The organism is Sphingomonas sp. SL1004 (genome assembly GCF_057815015.1).
Genome location: NZ_JBYMUX010000001.1, coordinates 3,417,095 through 3,434,187 on the forward strand (window position 1 = coordinate 3,417,095; position 17,093 = coordinate 3,434,187).

16 protein-coding genes and 2 pseudogenes are annotated in these 17,093 nt (G+C 60.7%); 8 read left to right on the forward strand and 10 right to left on the reverse strand.

Going from position 1 to position 17,093, the window contains the following annotated elements; all coding sequences use genetic code 11:
• Positions 1–147: 147 nt before the first annotated feature.
• From AC3D24_RS15715 to AC3D24_RS15725, 3 genes and pseudogenes are all read left to right on the forward strand, one after another.
• Positions 148–1,149: an SDR family oxidoreductase gene (locus AC3D24_RS15715; RefSeq protein ID WP_489032063.1), complete on the forward strand. Its 1,002-nt coding sequence runs from the start codon at positions 148–150 to the stop codon at positions 1,147–1,149.
• Between the two features lie 5 nt (positions 1,150–1,154).
• Positions 1,155–2,974, forward strand: a pseudogene (locus AC3D24_RS15720) (glycoside hydrolase family 15 protein).
• Positions 2,975–3,002: 28 nt separating this feature from the next.
• Entirely contained in the window at positions 3,003–3,896 is an 894-nt protein-coding gene (locus tag AC3D24_RS15725; RefSeq protein WP_489032064.1) for an SDR family oxidoreductase, read from the forward strand.
• A gap of 196 nt (positions 3,897–4,092) precedes the next feature.
• On the opposite strand, the gene AC3D24_RS15730 is transcribed toward AC3D24_RS15725, so the two are convergent.
• Positions 4,093–4,533: a hypothetical protein gene (locus AC3D24_RS15730; protein ID WP_489032066.1), complete on the reverse strand. Its 441-nt coding sequence runs from the start codon at positions 4,531–4,533 to the stop codon at positions 4,093–4,095.
• A 516-nt stretch (positions 4,534–5,049) separates the two neighbouring features.
• Between AC3D24_RS15730 and AC3D24_RS15735 the strand changes: the two genes are divergently transcribed.
• Positions 5,050–5,217, forward strand: a complete 168-nt coding sequence (locus AC3D24_RS15735; RefSeq protein ID WP_489032068.1) for a DUF2171 domain-containing protein — start codon at positions 5,050–5,052, stop codon at positions 5,215–5,217.
• Between the two features lie 114 nt (positions 5,218–5,331).
• On the opposite strand, the gene AC3D24_RS15740 is transcribed toward AC3D24_RS15735, so the two are convergent.
• From AC3D24_RS15740 to AC3D24_RS15760, 5 genes are all read right to left on the reverse strand, one after another.
• Positions 5,332–6,135, reverse strand: coding sequence for an SDR family NAD(P)-dependent oxidoreductase (locus AC3D24_RS15740; protein WP_489032070.1), 804 nt, complete (start codon positions 6,133–6,135; stop codon positions 5,332–5,334).
• Between the two features lie 10 nt (positions 6,136–6,145).
• Positions 6,146–7,684, reverse strand: coding sequence for a GMC family oxidoreductase (locus tag AC3D24_RS15745; RefSeq protein ID WP_489032072.1), 1,539 nt, complete (start codon positions 7,682–7,684; stop codon positions 6,146–6,148).
• Positions 7,681–9,033, reverse strand: coding sequence for an alpha/beta hydrolase (locus AC3D24_RS15750; protein WP_489032074.1), 1,353 nt, complete (start codon positions 9,031–9,033; stop codon positions 7,681–7,683). The genes AC3D24_RS15745 and AC3D24_RS15750 overlap by 4 nt, the downstream gene beginning before the upstream one ends.
• 928 nt (positions 9,034–9,961) lie before the next feature.
• Positions 9,962–10,567, reverse strand: a complete 606-nt coding sequence (locus AC3D24_RS15755) for a plasmid pRiA4b ORF-3 family protein (protein WP_489032076.1) — start codon at positions 10,565–10,567, stop codon at positions 9,962–9,964.
• A gap of 200 nt (positions 10,568–10,767) precedes the next feature.
• On the reverse strand, positions 10,768–11,145 hold the full coding sequence (locus tag AC3D24_RS15760) for a winged helix-turn-helix transcriptional regulator (RefSeq protein WP_489032077.1): 378 nt from the start codon (positions 11,143–11,145) through the stop codon (positions 10,768–10,770).
• Positions 11,146–11,234: 89 nt separating this feature from the next.
• Between AC3D24_RS15760 and AC3D24_RS15765 the strand changes: the two genes are divergently transcribed.
• Positions 11,235–11,840: an FMN-dependent NADH-azoreductase gene (locus AC3D24_RS15765; protein WP_489032079.1), complete on the forward strand. Its 606-nt coding sequence runs from the start codon at positions 11,235–11,237 to the stop codon at positions 11,838–11,840.
• A gap of 161 nt (positions 11,841–12,001) precedes the next feature.
• Here AC3D24_RS15765 and AC3D24_RS15770 read toward each other — a convergent pair whose 3' ends face one another.
• Both AC3D24_RS15770 and AC3D24_RS15775 read right to left on the reverse strand, forming a co-directional pair.
• Positions 12,002–12,175, reverse strand: coding sequence for a hypothetical protein (locus tag AC3D24_RS15770; protein WP_489032081.1), 174 nt, complete (start codon positions 12,173–12,175; stop codon positions 12,002–12,004).
• Positions 12,163–12,744, reverse strand: a complete 582-nt coding sequence (locus AC3D24_RS15775; protein WP_489032082.1) for an RrF2 family transcriptional regulator — start codon at positions 12,742–12,744, stop codon at positions 12,163–12,165. Before AC3D24_RS15775 ends, AC3D24_RS15770 begins: the two co-directional genes overlap by 13 nt.
• A 330-nt stretch (positions 12,745–13,074) precedes the next feature.
• Between AC3D24_RS15775 and AC3D24_RS15780 the strand changes: the two genes are divergently transcribed.
• Both AC3D24_RS15780 and AC3D24_RS15785 read left to right on the forward strand, forming a co-directional pair.
• A complete protein-coding gene (locus AC3D24_RS15780) occupies positions 13,075–13,713 on the forward strand; it encodes a PAS domain-containing protein (protein ID WP_489032084.1) in 639 nt (212 codons plus the stop codon).
• A gap of 175 nt (positions 13,714–13,888) precedes the next feature.
• Positions 13,889–14,392, forward strand: a complete 504-nt coding sequence (locus AC3D24_RS15785; RefSeq protein WP_489032085.1) for a hypothetical protein — start codon at positions 13,889–13,891, stop codon at positions 14,390–14,392.
• A gap of 59 nt (positions 14,393–14,451) precedes the next feature.
• Here the strand turns inward: AC3D24_RS15785 and AC3D24_RS15790 are convergent, their stop codons facing one another.
• Entirely contained in the window at positions 14,452–14,976 is a 525-nt protein-coding gene (locus AC3D24_RS15790; RefSeq protein WP_489032086.1) for a hypothetical protein, read from the reverse strand.
• A 359-nt stretch (positions 14,977–15,335) separates the two neighbouring features.
• Between AC3D24_RS15790 and AC3D24_RS15795 the strand changes: the two are divergent.
• Positions 15,336–16,120: pseudogene (locus AC3D24_RS15795) on the forward strand (IS5 family transposase).
• A gap of 752 nt (positions 16,121–16,872) precedes the next feature.
• Here AC3D24_RS15795 and AC3D24_RS15800 read toward each other — a convergent pair.
• A complete protein-coding gene (locus AC3D24_RS15800) occupies positions 16,873–17,043 on the reverse strand; it encodes a hypothetical protein (protein ID WP_489032087.1) in 171 nt (56 codons plus the stop codon).
• Positions 17,044–17,093: the final 50 nt, after the last annotated feature.

Below are 17,093 nucleotides of genomic sequence, written 5' to 3' on the forward strand. Positions count from 1 at the left end.
ACGGTCGCGCGGCCTTGTTGGGTCGCACCATCGAAGGCCGCAGCGTCCGCGCATTTAACTGAAGAGCAAAGCAGTAGGCGGCGACCAGTTCGCCACTTGAGCGTTTAGCGGTCGAGCAAGCTTTTTGTTAGGAACGAGACCAACCTTATGAAGACCGTCGTAGTAACGGGAGCGAGCGCCGGCATCGGCCTCGCGACTGCGGATCGCTTTGCACGTAGCGGATGGCAGGTTGCAATCATCGCAAGGGACCCGACACGTCTTGATGAGGCTCGGGCGATGCTCGAACAGCATGGTGGTCGAGTCCTGGCGATCCCGGCAGACGTTGCCGATGCGAAAGCCGTCGACGAGGCCGCCGATAAGGTGGTCGCCGAATTTGGCGCGATCGACGCCTGGATCAACAACGCCATGTCGACGGTGGTTGCTCGCGCGCACGACATTACGCCGGATGAATATGCCCGCGTCACCGCCACAACCTATCTGTCGCAGGTCTACGGAACGCTTGCCGCGCTGCGTCACATGCGTACGCGGGATCAGGGGGCAATCATCCAGGTGTCGTCCGGCCTCGCGATCCGGGCCGCTCCCTTGCAGGCCGCGTATTGTGGCGCGAAGGCTGCGGTGGGCGGGTTTACGGACTCGCTGCGCTCGGAGCTGATCTCGGACAAATCAAAGATCACGCTCAGCGTCGTGTATCTGCCCGGCTTCAACACGCCGCAGACGAGCTGGGCACGCACCCACACGGGACGTGAGCAAATCATTCCCGATCCACTTTTCGACCCGCGCCTCTGTGCCGAAGCGATTTGGACCGCAGCGCGCGATCCTCAACGTGAGTTCTGGGTTGGGCGTTCGACACTGATGATGGCGCTCGGGCAGTCGGTCGCACCAGGCTTCTCCGATCGTGAGGCAGCCGAAATGCTCGACAAGCAGCAGGGCGATCCGATGCCCGATCGCATTGGCAATCTCGACGAGGCGGTTCCAGGACCGGCGCAGATCGACGGCGACGGCAAGGACCGGGTAAAAGGAAGCCGCCGCGAGTTCTTTACGAGCCGTCAGCGCGATATGCTAAAGCTAGGCGTGGTAGGTGGTCTGCTGGGTGCGGGTGCTTTGATGGGTGTCGGTGCGTCACGCGCGCTGCCGCGTCAGCTTCGTTGACCGGGATGCTGGAGCGGCTGCTGCCACAGCATCATGAACGTATCGAACTCGGCGTTCGCAAGGACGGCTATCTGCCGCTTGAGCAATATGGCGCGCTTGGGGATGGCCGATCCGTCGCATTGTCCGGTGCCGATGGATCGATCGACTGGTGGTGCGTACCCAACATGGACTCGCCTCCACTGTTCGACCGATTACTCGATGGCGAGAATGGTGGGTGCTTTACGCTACAGCCCGATCACCCCTTCACGGTTGAGCGCCAGTATCGCCCGGGCAGTAATGTACTCGAGACGATCTTTACGACGCCGAGTGGGCGAGCAAAACTGACCGAGTCTCTCAACAGTGGCACGGCGGGGCGTCTGCCATGGGCCGAGCTGGCGCGGCGGGTCGATGGGCTGGATGGCACTGTTCGCTTTAGGCTGACGATGAAGCCTGGTCGGCGAGGCGATACGGTCAGTCCGTACCACTCGAAGATTGGGGGCCACACAGTTTTCCATGTCGAGCGCGTCCTTGGTCTATTCGTTCACAGCGACACGGTACATTGTGACTGGGCCGACGAAGGCATCACGGGCGAAGTGACGGTGGCTGCCGGCGAGCGTCAGACCGTCGCAGTCGTGGCTGGTCGTGACGAGCCGCTGGTGGCCCCAACGATTGAACAGATTGATGCACGCATCGACATATCGGACCGGGAATGGCGAGACTGGTGCGAGCATGTCTCCTACTTCGGTGAAGACCGCGAGGCATTCCTACGCAGTGCACTGGCGCTGAAGCTGCTACTCTACTCGCCGTCTGGCGCCATCGCGGCCGCAGCAACAACGTCGATCCCGGAAGGTATCGGCGGAGCAAAGAATTATGACTATCGCTACGCCTGGATCAGGGATGCCGGCTACACGATCAAGGCGTTCCTGACGGCAGGCCTTGAAGCCGAGGCGAAGGCTGCGTTCAGCTGGCTGCTCGACCAGCTTCGCAGCGTGGGCACGCGCGTGGTCTATACCCTCGACGGCAAGGTCGTGCCCGGCGTGTCCGAATGGGCAATGCCAGGGTATCGCGGTTCGACCCCGGTCCGTACCGGCAATCAGGCTACCGACCAAAGTCAGCACGGCGTCTACGGTGACATCTCGAGACGGCCGCCTGCTTCGTCGGCTGCGGCAACATCCTCGACCCCGCGAGCGCGGAGTTGCTTTCACACCTCGCCGACGAATGTGCTGACCGTTGGCGTATGCCCGATGCAGGTATGTGGGAGCTGGAGGAGGCGCAGCACTACACGATGTCCAAGGTCAGCTGCTGGCAGGCTCTGGCCCGCGCCGTGGAACTCGCGGACCAAGGTCAGCTGCCGACCACCTGCCGGGAACGCTGGTCACGCGAGCGTGACCGGATCAAGGACTGGATCGAGGCTGAGTGCTGGTCAGAGAAGATGCAGGCTTTCGTCATGTACCCGGGCACCGACAAACTCGATGCCTCATTGGCGCTCGCCGTCCGCTTCGGCTTTGATGGTCATGATCGCCTGCTGGCGACGATGGATGCGATCGATCGTGAGCTCGGTAGCGGTGCTTTTCACTACCGCTATACCGGCATGGACAAGGAAGAAGGGTGCTTCCTCGCCTGTTCCTTCTGGATGGTGGAGGCCCGGGCGGAACTTGGTCAACGGCCTGAAGCGCGCCAGCGGTTCGATAGGTTGAACGAAGCATTGTCTCACGGACACGGCATCCTCGCCGAGATGATCGATCCGGCGAGTGGCGCGTTTCTCGGCAACCTTCCTCAAGGTCTCAGCCATTTAGCGCACATCATGGCGCTGTCCGTCCTCGACGAGGCAGCGGCCTGCAACTGACTCTGATCCTATCGCAACGGAGATAAGCATGACCGACCGTCTGACTATGCAGGATCCTCGCTCGCAGTACCCGCAGCCGCCTTTCCCGCGACAGCCGCAGCCCGTCCCCGGCGAAGCGTCGAAGATGGATCCCGTGCCCGACCATGGCGAAACGAGCTACAAGGGCTCAGGCAAGCTTGCCGGGCGTAAGGCGCTGATCACAGGCGCCGACAGCGGCATCGGTCGCGCGGCCGCTATCGCGTTCGCACGTGAGGGCGCCGACGTTGCCCTGTCGTATCTCGAGTCCGAGAAGAACGACGCGGCCGAGGTCATCCAGCTGGTCGAGGCAGAGGGGCGCACCGCCGTCGACCTTGCCGGTGACATCACCGACGAGGAGTGGTGCAAGACACTCGTCGCGCAAGCTGTCGAGAAGCTTGGCGGGCTCGACATCCTCGTCATCAACGCCGGACGGCAGCAGAACCGTGAGGACGTCTCGAAGGTCACGTCGGAGGATTTCGACAAGACCATGAAGACCAACCTCTATGCTATGCACTGGATCGCGCAGGCGGCTGTGCCGCACCTGCCGGCAGGCGGCTCCGTCATCACCACCGCCTCGGTGCAGGCCTATGAGCCGTCCGCGATCTTGCTCGACTACGCCACGACCAAGGCTGGGATCGTCGCCTACACCAAGGCGCTCGCCAAGCAGCTACTGGAGAAGGGCATCCGCGCCAACGTCGTGGCACCTGGCCCCTTCTGGACGCCGCTCCAGGCATCCGGCGGTCAGCCGCCTGAGGCGGTGATGAAGTTCGGTTCGGAAAGCCAGTATGGCCGTCCGGGTCAGCCTGTCGAAATCGCCCCTGTCTATGTGCTGCTGGCGAGCCAGGAAGGCAGCTATATCAGCGGCGAGGTGTACGGCGTCACTGGTGGTGCTGGCGTCGCCTGACAGTACAGAGCCCCGGTCAGTCCATACTGATCGGGGCATATATGATATGGCATCTTTTACCTCAAAGAGGAGGGCTCGCTTAAGTCATCTGCAGCGTCCCGATCGTTGCGCCAACTCATTGCTTCATCGAAGATCATTTTGAACGCATGTCTGAAGAGGGGAAGCGGGCAGGGAGCTTGAAATAAACGCATCTGGATCACGCGACTTTAGCAGGGTTAATCGGAACGGCCCCAGATGTTCGTGGCGCATCGTAGGCAAGATCGCGGTGGTTCGGGCTGGGGTTGAGGACCTTAGATGGCCTTCCTTCCGTTCTCATCCGACGGTCCGCCTCCATCCAATCGGGCGCGATAGCATGAGCCTGTGTCCAATGAACGATACTGGCTTCGTCGCACCAGACAAGCAGCTTGGGCATGGCCTTCAAGTGCGCCCCGCTGGTGATGTATGCCCGCATGGCGGCTTGATCACGCCAGAGGCTGGCGGTCCAGAATGTGCGTTTACGATCAGCAAGTAGAAAGCCATCGATAAATCCATCCGCCCGCTTTATCTGCCTCCCGGTCCACATCGTATGAACGAGAAATTGCGGCATAAATCGAAGCGAGCGGATGCGTAGCCGGGTGATGCTGACAAAAGTCATCATTCTGGCATCGGCTAAAATCGCATTTCGCTCAAGTCAGAAGCTGAATGAACGGCCATTTGTCAGAAGCAGTCCTTAGGGGCTAGGCGTCGGCCGTTGGGTGGATGAGCTTTGAGACTATTGCGCAACAAGTGAACGCTTGACGTCGTTCACGGGCCGAACGGGGCGACTCATGCGCATGGCGCTGACACGCCAGGCGAGCGAACGTGGCGGACGATGCGCAACGAGGCGGTGTGCTTAGTGATGCAGTTGACCGACCAGCTGATCATACCGAATGGGGCGTGATTGGATTTTATGCGGCCCGTTGCCCCGCTCAAGGATAATGGTGTCGCGATGTTGATCTTCACAACTGGACGATCTTAAACCGGTACGTCGGCTGATGCCGTGGGTTCCAATAGCCGACTTCGGCTACGTGACCGACAATTGATCGACCCGCGCAATGAAGAAAATCAGCTTTTTTATTGCATCCGGATACATCACCGTGCGTTGGGACCTCGCATTACCAAGAGGGAAATCTGCATGTTTGAGAAGCTGCGCATCAAGGAGCATATGGAAATCGCCGGTTCGGACGGCGAACATGTCGGCACCGTCGACAAGGTCGAGGGCGAACAGATCAAACTGACGAAGACCGACGCCGCAGATCATCAGCATCATTACATCGCGCTCGATCAGATCGACCGGATTTAGGACAATCGTATCTATCTGAAGGTCACCAAGGCCGAGGCGAAGACCATCGTCGCCTGACCTTCAGCTACAGATCAGCGAAACGCCGCGGTGCCTTCGGTACCGCGGCGTTTTCGTTCATCCGGCGATGGTGAAGACCGAACCGGAATCGACGCGGATACCGGCGCCGTTTATGAAGCTCGCCCGTTCCGAACACAGGAAGGCGACGGCCGCGGCGACCTCCTCGGCACGGCCGCGCCGCTTGAGCACCATCCCCGGCCGCTCCTCCGCAAGGAAGCTCTCGATCGCCGCGTCGAAGCTCTCGCCGCGTTCCTCGGCGCGCTTGCGCATCATCTTGTCGGTCATCGGCGTGGCGATGAAGGCCGGCGACACGGTGTTCACCAGCACGTTGTCGCAGCCATAGGCCTTGGACAGACCCTTCGCGAGCGCGAGGATGCCCGCCTTCGACGCGCAATAGGCGAGTTCGTCGACATAGGGCTGCACCGCATCCTCCGACGCGAACAGCACGATCCGGCCCCAGCCGCTCTCGCGCATCGCGGGAATTGCCTCGCGGCACATCCGCACCGCGCCCATCAGGTTGATGTCGAGCGTCTGCTGCCAGCCGGCGTCGTCGACGTCGAGGAAGTCCCCCGTCGCCCCCGTCACGCCCGCGGCATTGACGTAGATGTCCGGGTTGCCGAACCGCTCGCGTACCTCCGCCCAGATCGACTTTACGTCGTCGGGGCGGGTCACGTCGCCGGTAACCGCGATGACTTCGCCCAGCGGCGCCAGGTCCGCGACCGCCTCGTCCAGCGTGCCGCCGGGCTGGTCGGTTATGGCGACGCGCACGCCCGCCTCGAGCAGCAGCCGCGCCGTCTCCTTGCCCATGCCCGAGTCCGCGCCGCTGATCAGCGCGATACGATTCCTGATGCCTAGATCCATGATGAACTCCTCAACGGTGGGATGTGAGAAAACGGTCGGCGGTACGCAGAGACAGCGCCATGATCGTCAGCGCGGGGTTCGCCGCCAGCGCGCTGGGAAAGATGGAATTGTCGCAGATCAGCAGATTGGGAACGTCGAAACTGCGGCCGTTGGGATCGACCACCGCGGCGTCGCCGTCTGTTCCCATCCGGCACGTACCGATCGTATGGGCGGAGCGGTCGACGGCAAAGATGTCACTGGCCCCCGCCGCGGCCCAGATCTCGGTGAGCGTGCGCCGGGCGTGGCGGTCGATCGCGCGTTCGTTGGCCCGATAGCTGAAGTCGATGCGCGCCTTGCGGTGGCCGAAGGCGTCGACCTCGTCAGCAAGCGTCAGGCGATTATCGGGATGCGGCAGGCATTCGCCGTTGATCCCGATCCCCGCCATCCGATTGTAGCCCCGCAGGACGCTCTGGAGCCGCTCGCCCCACATGCCAGCGCCGCGCGCCAGCCCGGTGGCGAGGGTGACGGGCAGTACGCCAAGACTCTGAATCAGATAGCCACCTGCGCAGTCCGCATCGCCGGGCCGCATCATGTCTTCGCTGATGAGTGACGAAGGATAGCCGCGGTTCATTCGCATGTCGGCATTAAATCGACCCCAGACCTGCGTCGCGACATGCGCCATGAAGTTGCGTCCGATCTGGCCGCTCGCATTGGCGATGCCAAGGTTGAGGAGCAGCCGCGGCGTCTCCACCCCGCCGGCGCACAGGAAGACGGCCGCGCAGCGCTGGCGATGATCCTCGTCACCCTGTCGATAGACGACCGCGCTGATCCGGCCGCTGCCGTCGAACTCGAACGACACCACGCGCGCCTCCGCGCGAATCTCGGCACCGTGCGCGACTGCAAGGGGCAGATAGGTGGTATCCATGCTGGTCTTGGCGGCGGTGCGACAGCCTTGGTGACAGGTACCGCAATTGATGCAGGCCTGCCGCTGTCCCCAATGCGGCTGATCGCGATCGCGCGAGACCAGTGCTGCCGGCGCGTCGGTGGCGGTGATGCCAACTGCCGCACAGCCCCGTGCCATCGCATCGGCCGCAGCGTTGCGGGCGACCGGCGGATAGGCGTAGCGGCGCGCGGCGTCCCACGGATAGTCGGCCGGGCCGGATACGCCTGTGAAATGCTCGACCTCGCCGATGTAGCGGATCAGTTCGGCGTGATCGATCGGCCAGTCCGCACCCTCGCCGGTCAGCGTCTTGAGTTGCAGGTCGCGCGGATCGGGGCGGGGGCAGAAGGCGCCCCAGTGCAGTGTCGATCCGCCGACGCCCATACCCGAATTGTTTGAGCCGAACGCGGTCGGCGTCGCTCCGCCGCTCAGCCGTTCCTCCATCCAGTATATGTCGGCCGCAACTTCGTCGGCGACGTGATCGTCGGGCCGGAAAGCGCGGCCCGCCTCCAGCGCCACGACTGACAAACCAGCCTGTGCGAGCCGCGCGGTGAGCGGCGCGCCGCCGGCGCCCGTCCCGATCACCACGGCACCGACGACGTCGGTTTGGGCGTAGTGTTTCGCCCTCACGACAGGCGCTCCCGCGCCTGCTGCCATGCTTCCGGATCGTCAGCGCCGGTGCGGATATAGCCTTGTTTGCGGCGGCCATCGCCACCCACGGCAAAGCCGTCATAGCCGATCGCCGCCATCGTGGCTGGCAGTGACATCCAGACGCGCACTGTCTCGGCACGCACGTCCTCGAACCACAAGACCATCTGCTCAGGCGAGAGCTGTGTGATGTCGCCGGTGCTGCCGACCTCGCCGCCGTTGAAGCGTTCGAGCAACCGGGTTTGCGCATCAGGATGGAGTGCGGCGAAACCACCCGCCGCCTTCGTCAATGTCGCGAGTCCGCGCCGCCATGCCTCGCGATCGGGTGGCAATGTCGCGAAGCGCCAGCCGTCGCCCGCGCCGTCGGCGATGCCAGCGAGGATACGATCCGCCAGGACGGCCTCGCCGTCGCAATCGGGCAGGATTTGCGCGACCAGCGCGGCGACGGTCGCCTGCTCCTCCGTCGTCCAGACCGAACCGGACGCCGGCGCGCGCATTCTGTCCAGCAGCGTTGCGCGCGTCCTGTGGCTGACGCGATCGGAGGCGAGCAGGGTCGCGAAATGCGCAGGGAGGGCGGCTAACGCGACGTTCGTCGCGTGACCGTTTATCAGCGCGGCGAGCGCCTGCGGCTGTTCGTACGGGATAAGGTGCGCCGCGCCGCGCACGACCTGCATATCCGCGGTGATGTAATGTGGCAGGTTGAGCCTGCGCTGAGCATCTTCGCCGAGATCGCCGTCCTCGGCGCCGGCGAGGATCAACGCCGGGATTGCGATGCGTCCAGCCTCGGCGCTCCAATCCTCGCGACTGCCACGTTCCAGCCAGCCGAGCCACGCCTCTCGGCTTGACCGTCGCACGTCGTCGATCGCGGTGTCCCGCAGTGGTTTGGCCAGTGTTGTGGCGGTACTGGCATCGACGAAGGTCGCGGCATCGACGCCTGCGATCTGGCCGTTGGCGAACCAGTCAATCATCTGGTTACGGCGCTCTTCGTCCATCGGTTCGGGCGACGGGGGCGATGCCGCGACCAGCACGACCCCAAGTACTCCTGACAGGCCGATTTCGCCGGCTGCGGCGCGGGCCGCGACGAGCGTGACGATCTTGCCGCCCATGCTGTGACCGACGAGTACGCATGAAATCAGCGCACGGGAGCGGATCTCGTCCGCCAGCCAGTCCGCCATCACTTCGACATCGCAATGCCCCGCCCCCGCCGCGGCGCCGAATCCGGGCAGGTCTAGCGCTACGCACGCTTGGTTTGGCAGGTGATCAAGAACTTGCTTCCACTCTCCCGCGCTGGCGCCGAGGGCATGAAGAAATACCAACGTCGGTCCGGTCATGCATCCTCGCTAAATCAACTGCATGCCCGACGTTGCAACGGTCAGTCCGTTCCGGTGTAATGCGTATTTCGTTGATTTATCTCACGATAAGGCGGCGACCATGATCGCTTCCCGGCGTCAAACCGACTGAAAGGGTTTTCCGTCAAGCCGCTAGAGCCCAACGAATAACTGATGGGCCTTTTCCTGCTGATCCTCACCGCCGCACCGATCGCTACAATCCAGGTGCTGTATAAGGAGGAACCCGGATTGGCATCTACAGTCCGCCGCAGCGTCCCCGCTAATCCCGTACCTAAGCTTCCTGCAAAAGCCGTCTGCAGCTCATAGGGTGTAAAACCTACACTTGGACAGCCTTCCTCCCAAACTATCGCCCAGCTGCGACATTCGAGTTCGCAGGTCAGGCGCCAAAGCGGGCGTTACGCGGAGATGAACCAATGTCTGGAGTTGGGGAGAGGGGAAGGGCGCGCGAATGACCGGATGTGGGTCGTTGCGACTAGCCCGCGCCCCAGAGGGGCTTATCGATCTCTTTTAGCTCTAAAGGGTGCTCTAGGGTTGCGGTGATAACAATCAAATGCTCAACGCCAACGTTAGCGGCCCAAGCGAGACCCGCGGCTTCAGCCTTCTCAGCACTATCGAATGTTGGTCCGCCGACGATTGACACTGACTCTCCGTCATCTGCGCCAACGCACAGTGCGGACCCACTTAAGTTAAATATCTTATCAGCGGATTGTTCGATCCGAATACAGTCGGTATCGACTGGTGATTGTTTGCCTACGGGCAACCTTACGACTTTCATCAAAGATCCTTTTCAACTTTGATGGTCAACGCGGAGGTTGGTCGTCGGGTTCATGCCAAACCACAGTATCGTGAACGACAGGGGGGACGCGACTGCAGTCCGGTTGCGCCACCAGCTCGGTGTACCCACCGCCCTTCAGTGGCGGACGCGGCTCTTTTCGTAGGCTACTTTGCCGGCATGTCGGCGGATCGCAATCGCTGCGACGGCACGCTTCGCAGCGAGCTCGTCAATGTCGTGCGGGTCGAAGGTGCCACCATGCCATTGGCGTAGCTGTTGATGTTCCTGGTGAGCCGGATCACTCATGGCCGCGAGAAAGAGCTCGAAGCCAGGGTGGCCGCCGACATCCTCGGGCGGGCAGCGTTGTTCGCCGGCAACGAAGCGCGGATATTTGGTCTCATGCTCACCTAGTCCGATCTCCTTGACAACGACGGTGTGCCGCCAGTCGTCGCCCATGTCGTAGGTATAAATAAGCTGGCGTACCTCGCGATCGATCAGCGCGCTAAGCTTTACGTTCCGGGCTGCGGCGAGGTTGTGGTCCGGCCATTTCGGGTCCGGCATGCCGTAGCGGCGGTCACCCGCCTCGAAGTGCCAGAGATGATAATCCTGCCACCCCATGGCGGCCTGTATCACGTCGTGAAGCATCTTGAGGCTTCCAGTGACCGGCATCTCGACTACGCGCCAGATCACGGGCTCGATGTCGTTGAGGCTGATGCGCACTCGCGCGATGGTCTCTTGCGTCATGTCGCAGTTTTGGATGTTAGAGCGCTTGTTGCCAAGAGGCCGTCTGTTATCGGCGTAGCGGCCGAACGGAAATCGCGTCGCGTAGCGTCTGAATGAGAGGCAGGCGTTGGGTAGCGCCGAACGGCATCGGAAAGGCGGGTAATGGGTCGTCTGGCGGGTAGTAGCAATGCAAAGGCTTGGCCCTTGCAGTTTAAGGCGGGCTACTGGCTGTCTCTCGCCTCGTCGAACGCCGACCGGTTGCTCTCAATTTCCGCAATGTTCGTGCCGGCCCAAAATCCGAGTTCGCGGATCGGATCGGCTAATGATCGGCCAAGGGCGGTGAGGGCGTACTCCACCTGAGGCGGCACGGTTGGGTGGACGGTGCGGGCCACCATGCCATCGCGTTCGAGCGCACGCAGCGTGCGGGCGAGCATCTGTTGGCTAATGCCGCCAATGGTGCGCTTAATGTCGTTAAAACGGCGCGGCCGCTCAGTGAGCGTAAGCACGATCATGACGGTCCACTTGTCGCCAATCAGGCTGAGAACACTGCTGAACCGTTTGCATTCGACGTGAATTGGTTCGGAGGTGGTCAGCTCCATGTGACTAGGTCCTGCAAAAATGCCTTCTTGGCGGGGCGCTTGAGGTCACATAGCTGGTCCAGGTCACTTTTCCAGACCGGAGCCACCCTATGAATATCCTGCACATTGATTCAAGTGCGAGCGACAGCGCTGTCTCTCATACGCGCCGCCTCTCCAGTGAACTCGTCGAGCGGCTCAAAACCGCCAATCCCCGCGCAACAATCGTGTACCGCGATCTCGTCGCCAACCAGCTTCCCCACGTGGACATGACGATCCGGCATGCCTGGACGGCCGAGAACACCGGCGACACCAAGCTGGCCGAAACGATGAGCCGATCAAAGGCGCTGGTTGACGAGCTCAAGGCGGCGGACGTGGTGGTGGTCGGCTCGCCGATGTACAACTTTACGGTGCCCTCGACGTTAAAGGCGTGGGTCGACCATGTAGCGATCGCCGGGCAAACCTTCAGCTATACGGCCAAGGGGCCACGCGGCTTGCTGAGCGGCAAGGTCTATCTCGTCCTCTCATCGGGCGGAATTTATTCCGAAGGACCGTTCGCCGCATACGATCATCTGTCGACTTACCTCGAGGCGATCTTTAACTTTTTTGGCATCCTGGACGTCGAGGTGATCCGAGCGGAAGGCATCGCGTACGGACCGGAGCAGGATCAAGCGGCGATGGCGAACGCCGCTCAGGGAATAGAAGCGATCGTCGCCTGAACAGGTCGGCAGGGAGGTCAGCCTCGGAAATCAAGCCGCGGCTGGCCACCTAATTAGAACTTGGAGTAGACTTGACAGAACGGTCGGGTTTGGAACGCGGCGGGTTCAGTCCGAACGATCGGTATTGGGTCATTCGATGTTTGCCAGTGCGTGAACGCCCTCTAAAGTCGACCTTCCTTTGATATTTCAGCAATGCGCTCACGGACCGTCTGAAGGCATTCGTCTGCTCTAATACCGATCATAGGCTCATTGCATCGATCAGCAATATCCATGGCTTGCTGAGCTGCTTGCTCTATCAAAGCAAGCTGTTGCAAACGTACTTTTACTTCTGGCATCCTTGTATCTCCGGCACTTTAGCGGATTTCAAAATGTCTTGTGGCATATGCGATCTTTGTCTTCGCGTTTGAGCCTGGTTTTCTAACCACATTCGGGTCTCTGCTCGAAACTCGCTAGGAACTCGTTTGGCGGCCTGATCAGCCATGTCACGAAGTGTTTTCGCTTTCAGAACATCTTTCATTCGCGCGTCGGCTTCCAACATCACGGCATGGATCCCGCATACGCCTGAGGTCGCCCAAGCGGGGGGCGATTGACCGTATAGGGGACAGGCATGTCTGACGTTGCGGCAGTCGAAAAGTGCCTTTTGACCATCGACTGCGACCACCACGTCGTAAAACGATATGTCTTCCGCCGGGCGGGCAAGGCGAATGCCGCCTCGCATGCCTTCGGTTGCAACGATAATCCCCGCCTTGTTCAGCTTGGTCATGACGCCTGCCATGAACTTCACCGGCAGCGCGCGCAGGGTAGCCAGATCCTTGGAGCTTGGCGCCGCTGCCTCTTCCGGCAAGTCTATGATGTAAAGCAGGGTATGAAGCGCATACTCAACCGCAGTACTTATATGGCTCAATTGAAACTCCGACTACCGCGGTGGCAGTTATAGCCGCTCGCTAGCTCACGACAACCGTTCAATTTTCCGCGCCTCGAGAAGTCGTCTGATGCTTCGCGCACGCTCGGCGCGAAGCGCTAGGAGATGGACGCGTCCGATCGTCACCGCTCCAAATCACAGAATTGCTGTGCATTTTGGATGGTTTTTAAAATGTGCTAGAAGGAGTGTGTGTCCGCGGCTAACAGAATTATACGAACTGATCGAGCTAGTTCGAGCTCGCGTAAGGGCGGCAGGACCACAGCATATTCATTTGGAAGGCGCTAAATGCCCGTCGCTCATTGTGTATCTAGTATGACAGGTATCATTTTGGACTTTGACGAGGGATTTTGTCAGCTAGTTCGACGGCGACCAGATCAGCTCGTTGGATTGTCGTACAAAGCCATCACTGCACCTGACGATCTGTTAAAGAGTAGTGAGATGCTTATAAGTTTGATTAAAAAGGCCTCGCCAACGCACATACGCAAGGGATATGTACGTCCGGATGGAAGCGTGATCAAAACGGATTTGCTGGTGTCAAAGTTCGGTAACGAGGGGCGCTTGATAGCGACACTGTCTTGGACAGAGGGACAGCAAGAATCGTCTCCGTCAAAGCTTTGGAAAGCCGCGTTGCGGGTCAAGCATATTTATGATGCGCGCATAATAGAGCTTGGAAAGGACCTGTTTAGCGATCATGTCGGACTGATCCTATTGCATATGTATTTGGCAGAAGCAGAAGGTCGAGTGGTCACGGCATCCCAGGTTGCCAAACTCATAAGCCTTCCCACCCAGTCCATGGACCGTTGGGTAAAGGCACTGACGCAGCGTGGATTGCTGGAGGTCATTGACGATGCTTCCGGGTATATTCAACTTAGCCAAGATGGTATTTTGAGGTTGGAACGCTTGTTCGCGGCGACATTAGCACCTGAAGCGCTTGCAGTCGGAGAGGCGTAAACAACGTTGGGATGTTCCTGAGCAACTAAGTTGTCGCGTTTCCCTTTTCTACCGTTAGATCCCCACGAGTAAAATATAAAGACGGCTTTGTCGCAATTCTGGCCTTCCATACGGCCCTGTCGGCGAAGATTTGCCTACATGAACAAACGGCTGGAGTTGAAGAGCGACAGATAGCGTGGTCGATGCGTCACGCCGCATGCGCGAGGTGATCGTCGACATCTTCAACCCAACGACACAGGCCCGCGCGTTCTCCCGTACGATCCAGGTCGGCTCCGGTTCGGCCGGGCCTATGCGCTTCGTTATGCCCGTGGATACCGCGGATACGTGGCAGTGGCGCATCCGTCCGGTTGGAGCGATTAGCGGCGCGGCGAACCAGATCATCGCCGGCCGCGTGTTCGTCTCGACTGGCGACGGCCCTGTTAACAGCCGTCACCTGCTGACTGCGGGTTCTCGCTGGAACGAGCCGCACATCGTCACCGGTCCGTATCAGGAATGGTACGACGCGCAGAACTTCAAACGGCGCAAGGGTGGCGTGCCGACCTCAGACACGGACGGCGATGCGTTTGCGCTGCGGGCTGCGGCACAGGCGGACAGCGCGGCTACCACGATCGCGGCGCTCAAGGACGACTTCAACGCGCTGCTGGCGAAGCTTCGTGCTTCGGGCTGGATCTCCGTTTGAGCCGTCTCGTGAAGCCGGCGGTCAAAGTCAGCCGCAGGCGAGCTGGAGCGACTTAGAGGCTACCCACCTTTCGAGAACGCATCGGCTTCCGCCTTGGTAGCTGGCCTGGAAACCTTTGGTTGTGGCGCCTCCTTGTGAACGGGCACCGGCTTAACGTAATCGGCCGTTGGTTTCGAAGGGGTCACCTTCTTGGGATCCGCAACATTCGCGTTTGTCCGATCAGTGCGGGGCTCATAAACCGCTAGTTCAACCGCTTCGAGCCGTTGCTTCAGCAATGAAATTTCGACGGTCTGCGGATTGACCTTTAGCGCTTCCACCTGGGCTTCCAGCTCGTCGATACGCTTGTTCGCAGCTGCCAAACGGACGCCGGCCTCGATCCCTGAAACGTCCTTCTCGATCGCTATGTCCTGCGTTGTCGTGCTGCCCGCCTTGGTTCGCGGGAGGACATCGCCATCGCACCCGGCGAGGCAGAGCAGCGTGGCGGATGCAAAACGAAGAGCGGACTTGGTCATCCCGATGTGGTGCCGCAAGTTGCGTCGCGCAGCAAGGCAGAGCCGCCTGTGGAGCCCGCGTGCCTTGGCCATGCGTAATCGGCGCTATTTCCTTGATCGAGTGCTGCGTCGGGCACAATCCTGCGGGCGAGACGTTCACTGGAGGAGGAGGCCGTTATACACAGACCAGGACACAAGCGAGTAGGTCCCGCTGCGAAGACCATCTTCGTCCTGATCGTGGTGATGGTGATCATCTTCGCATGGCTGAGCGTCCGCGGCTTGCAGAAGGAATCAAACGGGCCGCCTCGCGGCAGTCAGTCTTTACCGGCTCAGGCTGCGCAAGGGGCAGTGCAAGCGGCGCCTCCGGAAACGAAGCCAGCTAGCTAGGCCACGTGGACAAAGGTTGACGCGCGTCTGATCGGTTGATTCAAGGCTGTCTTTTGGAGGCGGCGTTGGGCGAGCGGATTGGGGTTTCGGATGATGAGTGGGCTCTGATCGGGCCCCTGCTGCCGTCGGAGCGAGGACGTGGCTGCCGACCCGCGGGAGACAACCGGCCCTATTTCGAAGGCATGGTGTGGATGGCGCGGACAGGCGCGCAATGGCGGCATTTGCCGGATGAATATGGCAAGTGGAACAGCGTGTTCCGGCGGTATCGTCGCTGGGTCGTGACGGGCGTGTTCGAAGCCATGCTGGAGACCCTGGCCGCTGTCGTCGAGCGGGATGTCAGCGCCGACATGATCGACAGCACCGTAGTCCGGGCGCACCACTGCGCCGTCGGGCTAAAAAAAGGGATCAAGAATTCGAAGGGCTCGGCCGTTCGCGAGGCGGCTTCACAACCAAGCTGCACGCCCGCTGTGATGGTCAGGGGCGACCGCTATGTTTCGTCCTGACGCCGGGCCAGGCCCACGACGTGAAGGGCTTCGGGCCCTTGTTCGGGATGCTGGCTGACCGGATCGAGGCCCTGCTTGCCGATAAGGGCTATGACGCTGATGCCATCCGCCAGGAACTCGCCAGGGCGGATGTCGAGGCGGTCATTCCAACCAGAAGTAACCGCCGCATACCGATACCGCATGATCGCGAGAAATACCGTTGGCGCAATCTCGTCGAGCGTTTGTTCAGCAAGCTCAAGAACTGGCGCCGTGTCGCAACGCGTTATGACAAGACAGCAGAGTCATATCTCGGCTTCGTCGCGCTCGCATCAGTTACGCTGTGGCTGCCCTTTGTCCACGTGGCCTAGTTAGCCAGGGTCATCTCCCTATATTAGAAGTGGGTTGCACCCGGAGCAGCGTTCAGGCGTTGTGTTTCTGGTCGCGGCGGGCTCCCTCTTTCGTGCTCGTCACACGCGCTCGTCGCGACATCGTCTCATAGTGAGACTGGTTAATTATTGATTACCGTAATCGTCAATGGCATTACGTCGCCATCGCAGCGGGTTGAGCATTCCCAAGACGCCTCCCCGCTGCGGTGCTTATCAAGCCATGACATTAGCGCGACTTTTAAGTCTTTCGCCAACTCGGCTCGAAACCAAAATCCGTTGTGCCGGCGATCCCTTTTTGAGACAAATGTAAGGAAGCGACGCTCGCTCGGTTTGTCCGGATATTATAGGTTCCAGCTTACTGCATTTTTTCGGAGCGCGATGTGGCCGACCTCTTTGTAATTCTTCCCGCGGCGGCCGCGGTGTCAATCGGCGCACGCTCAATTCTAAAATCTCGCGCACGTCGACGAAGGTTGGAACATCGCCAGCGGCGCCATAAGCGACAAGCGGGGATTTGGTGGGCAACGATGTGGCTGTCGAAGGACAACCGACAGAAAAAGCTTACGTACCGGCAGGACTAAAGACCGAGGCGCTAACGCACGGAGATACTGCGCTCGCTTATTGGGCGTCATCGGCGGAAGAGGAAGATCTGACACGATACAGCGGATTGGCGATCCGAGTGCCCAATTGCAGTCGAAAGTCGATCTCGACAATGGAGGTGGTGAGTTCGCCCATGCCTACTCGGCGCGCCTGCGAATTTCGTCGATGGTCGGGTAGTCCGCGATGCGGCGAATGAACGTGCCGTAGACGCGGTGCGGATCGGCCCCGTCCGGCAACTCGTATGTAGCATTCGCGGTCAGGTGATCGGGGTCGCCGTCGCGACCTGAGCTTTGCAACACGATCGTCACCCTGGATGGCCCCGCCCGCGCCCGAGCAGGGTTGCAGCAACATTTTCCTT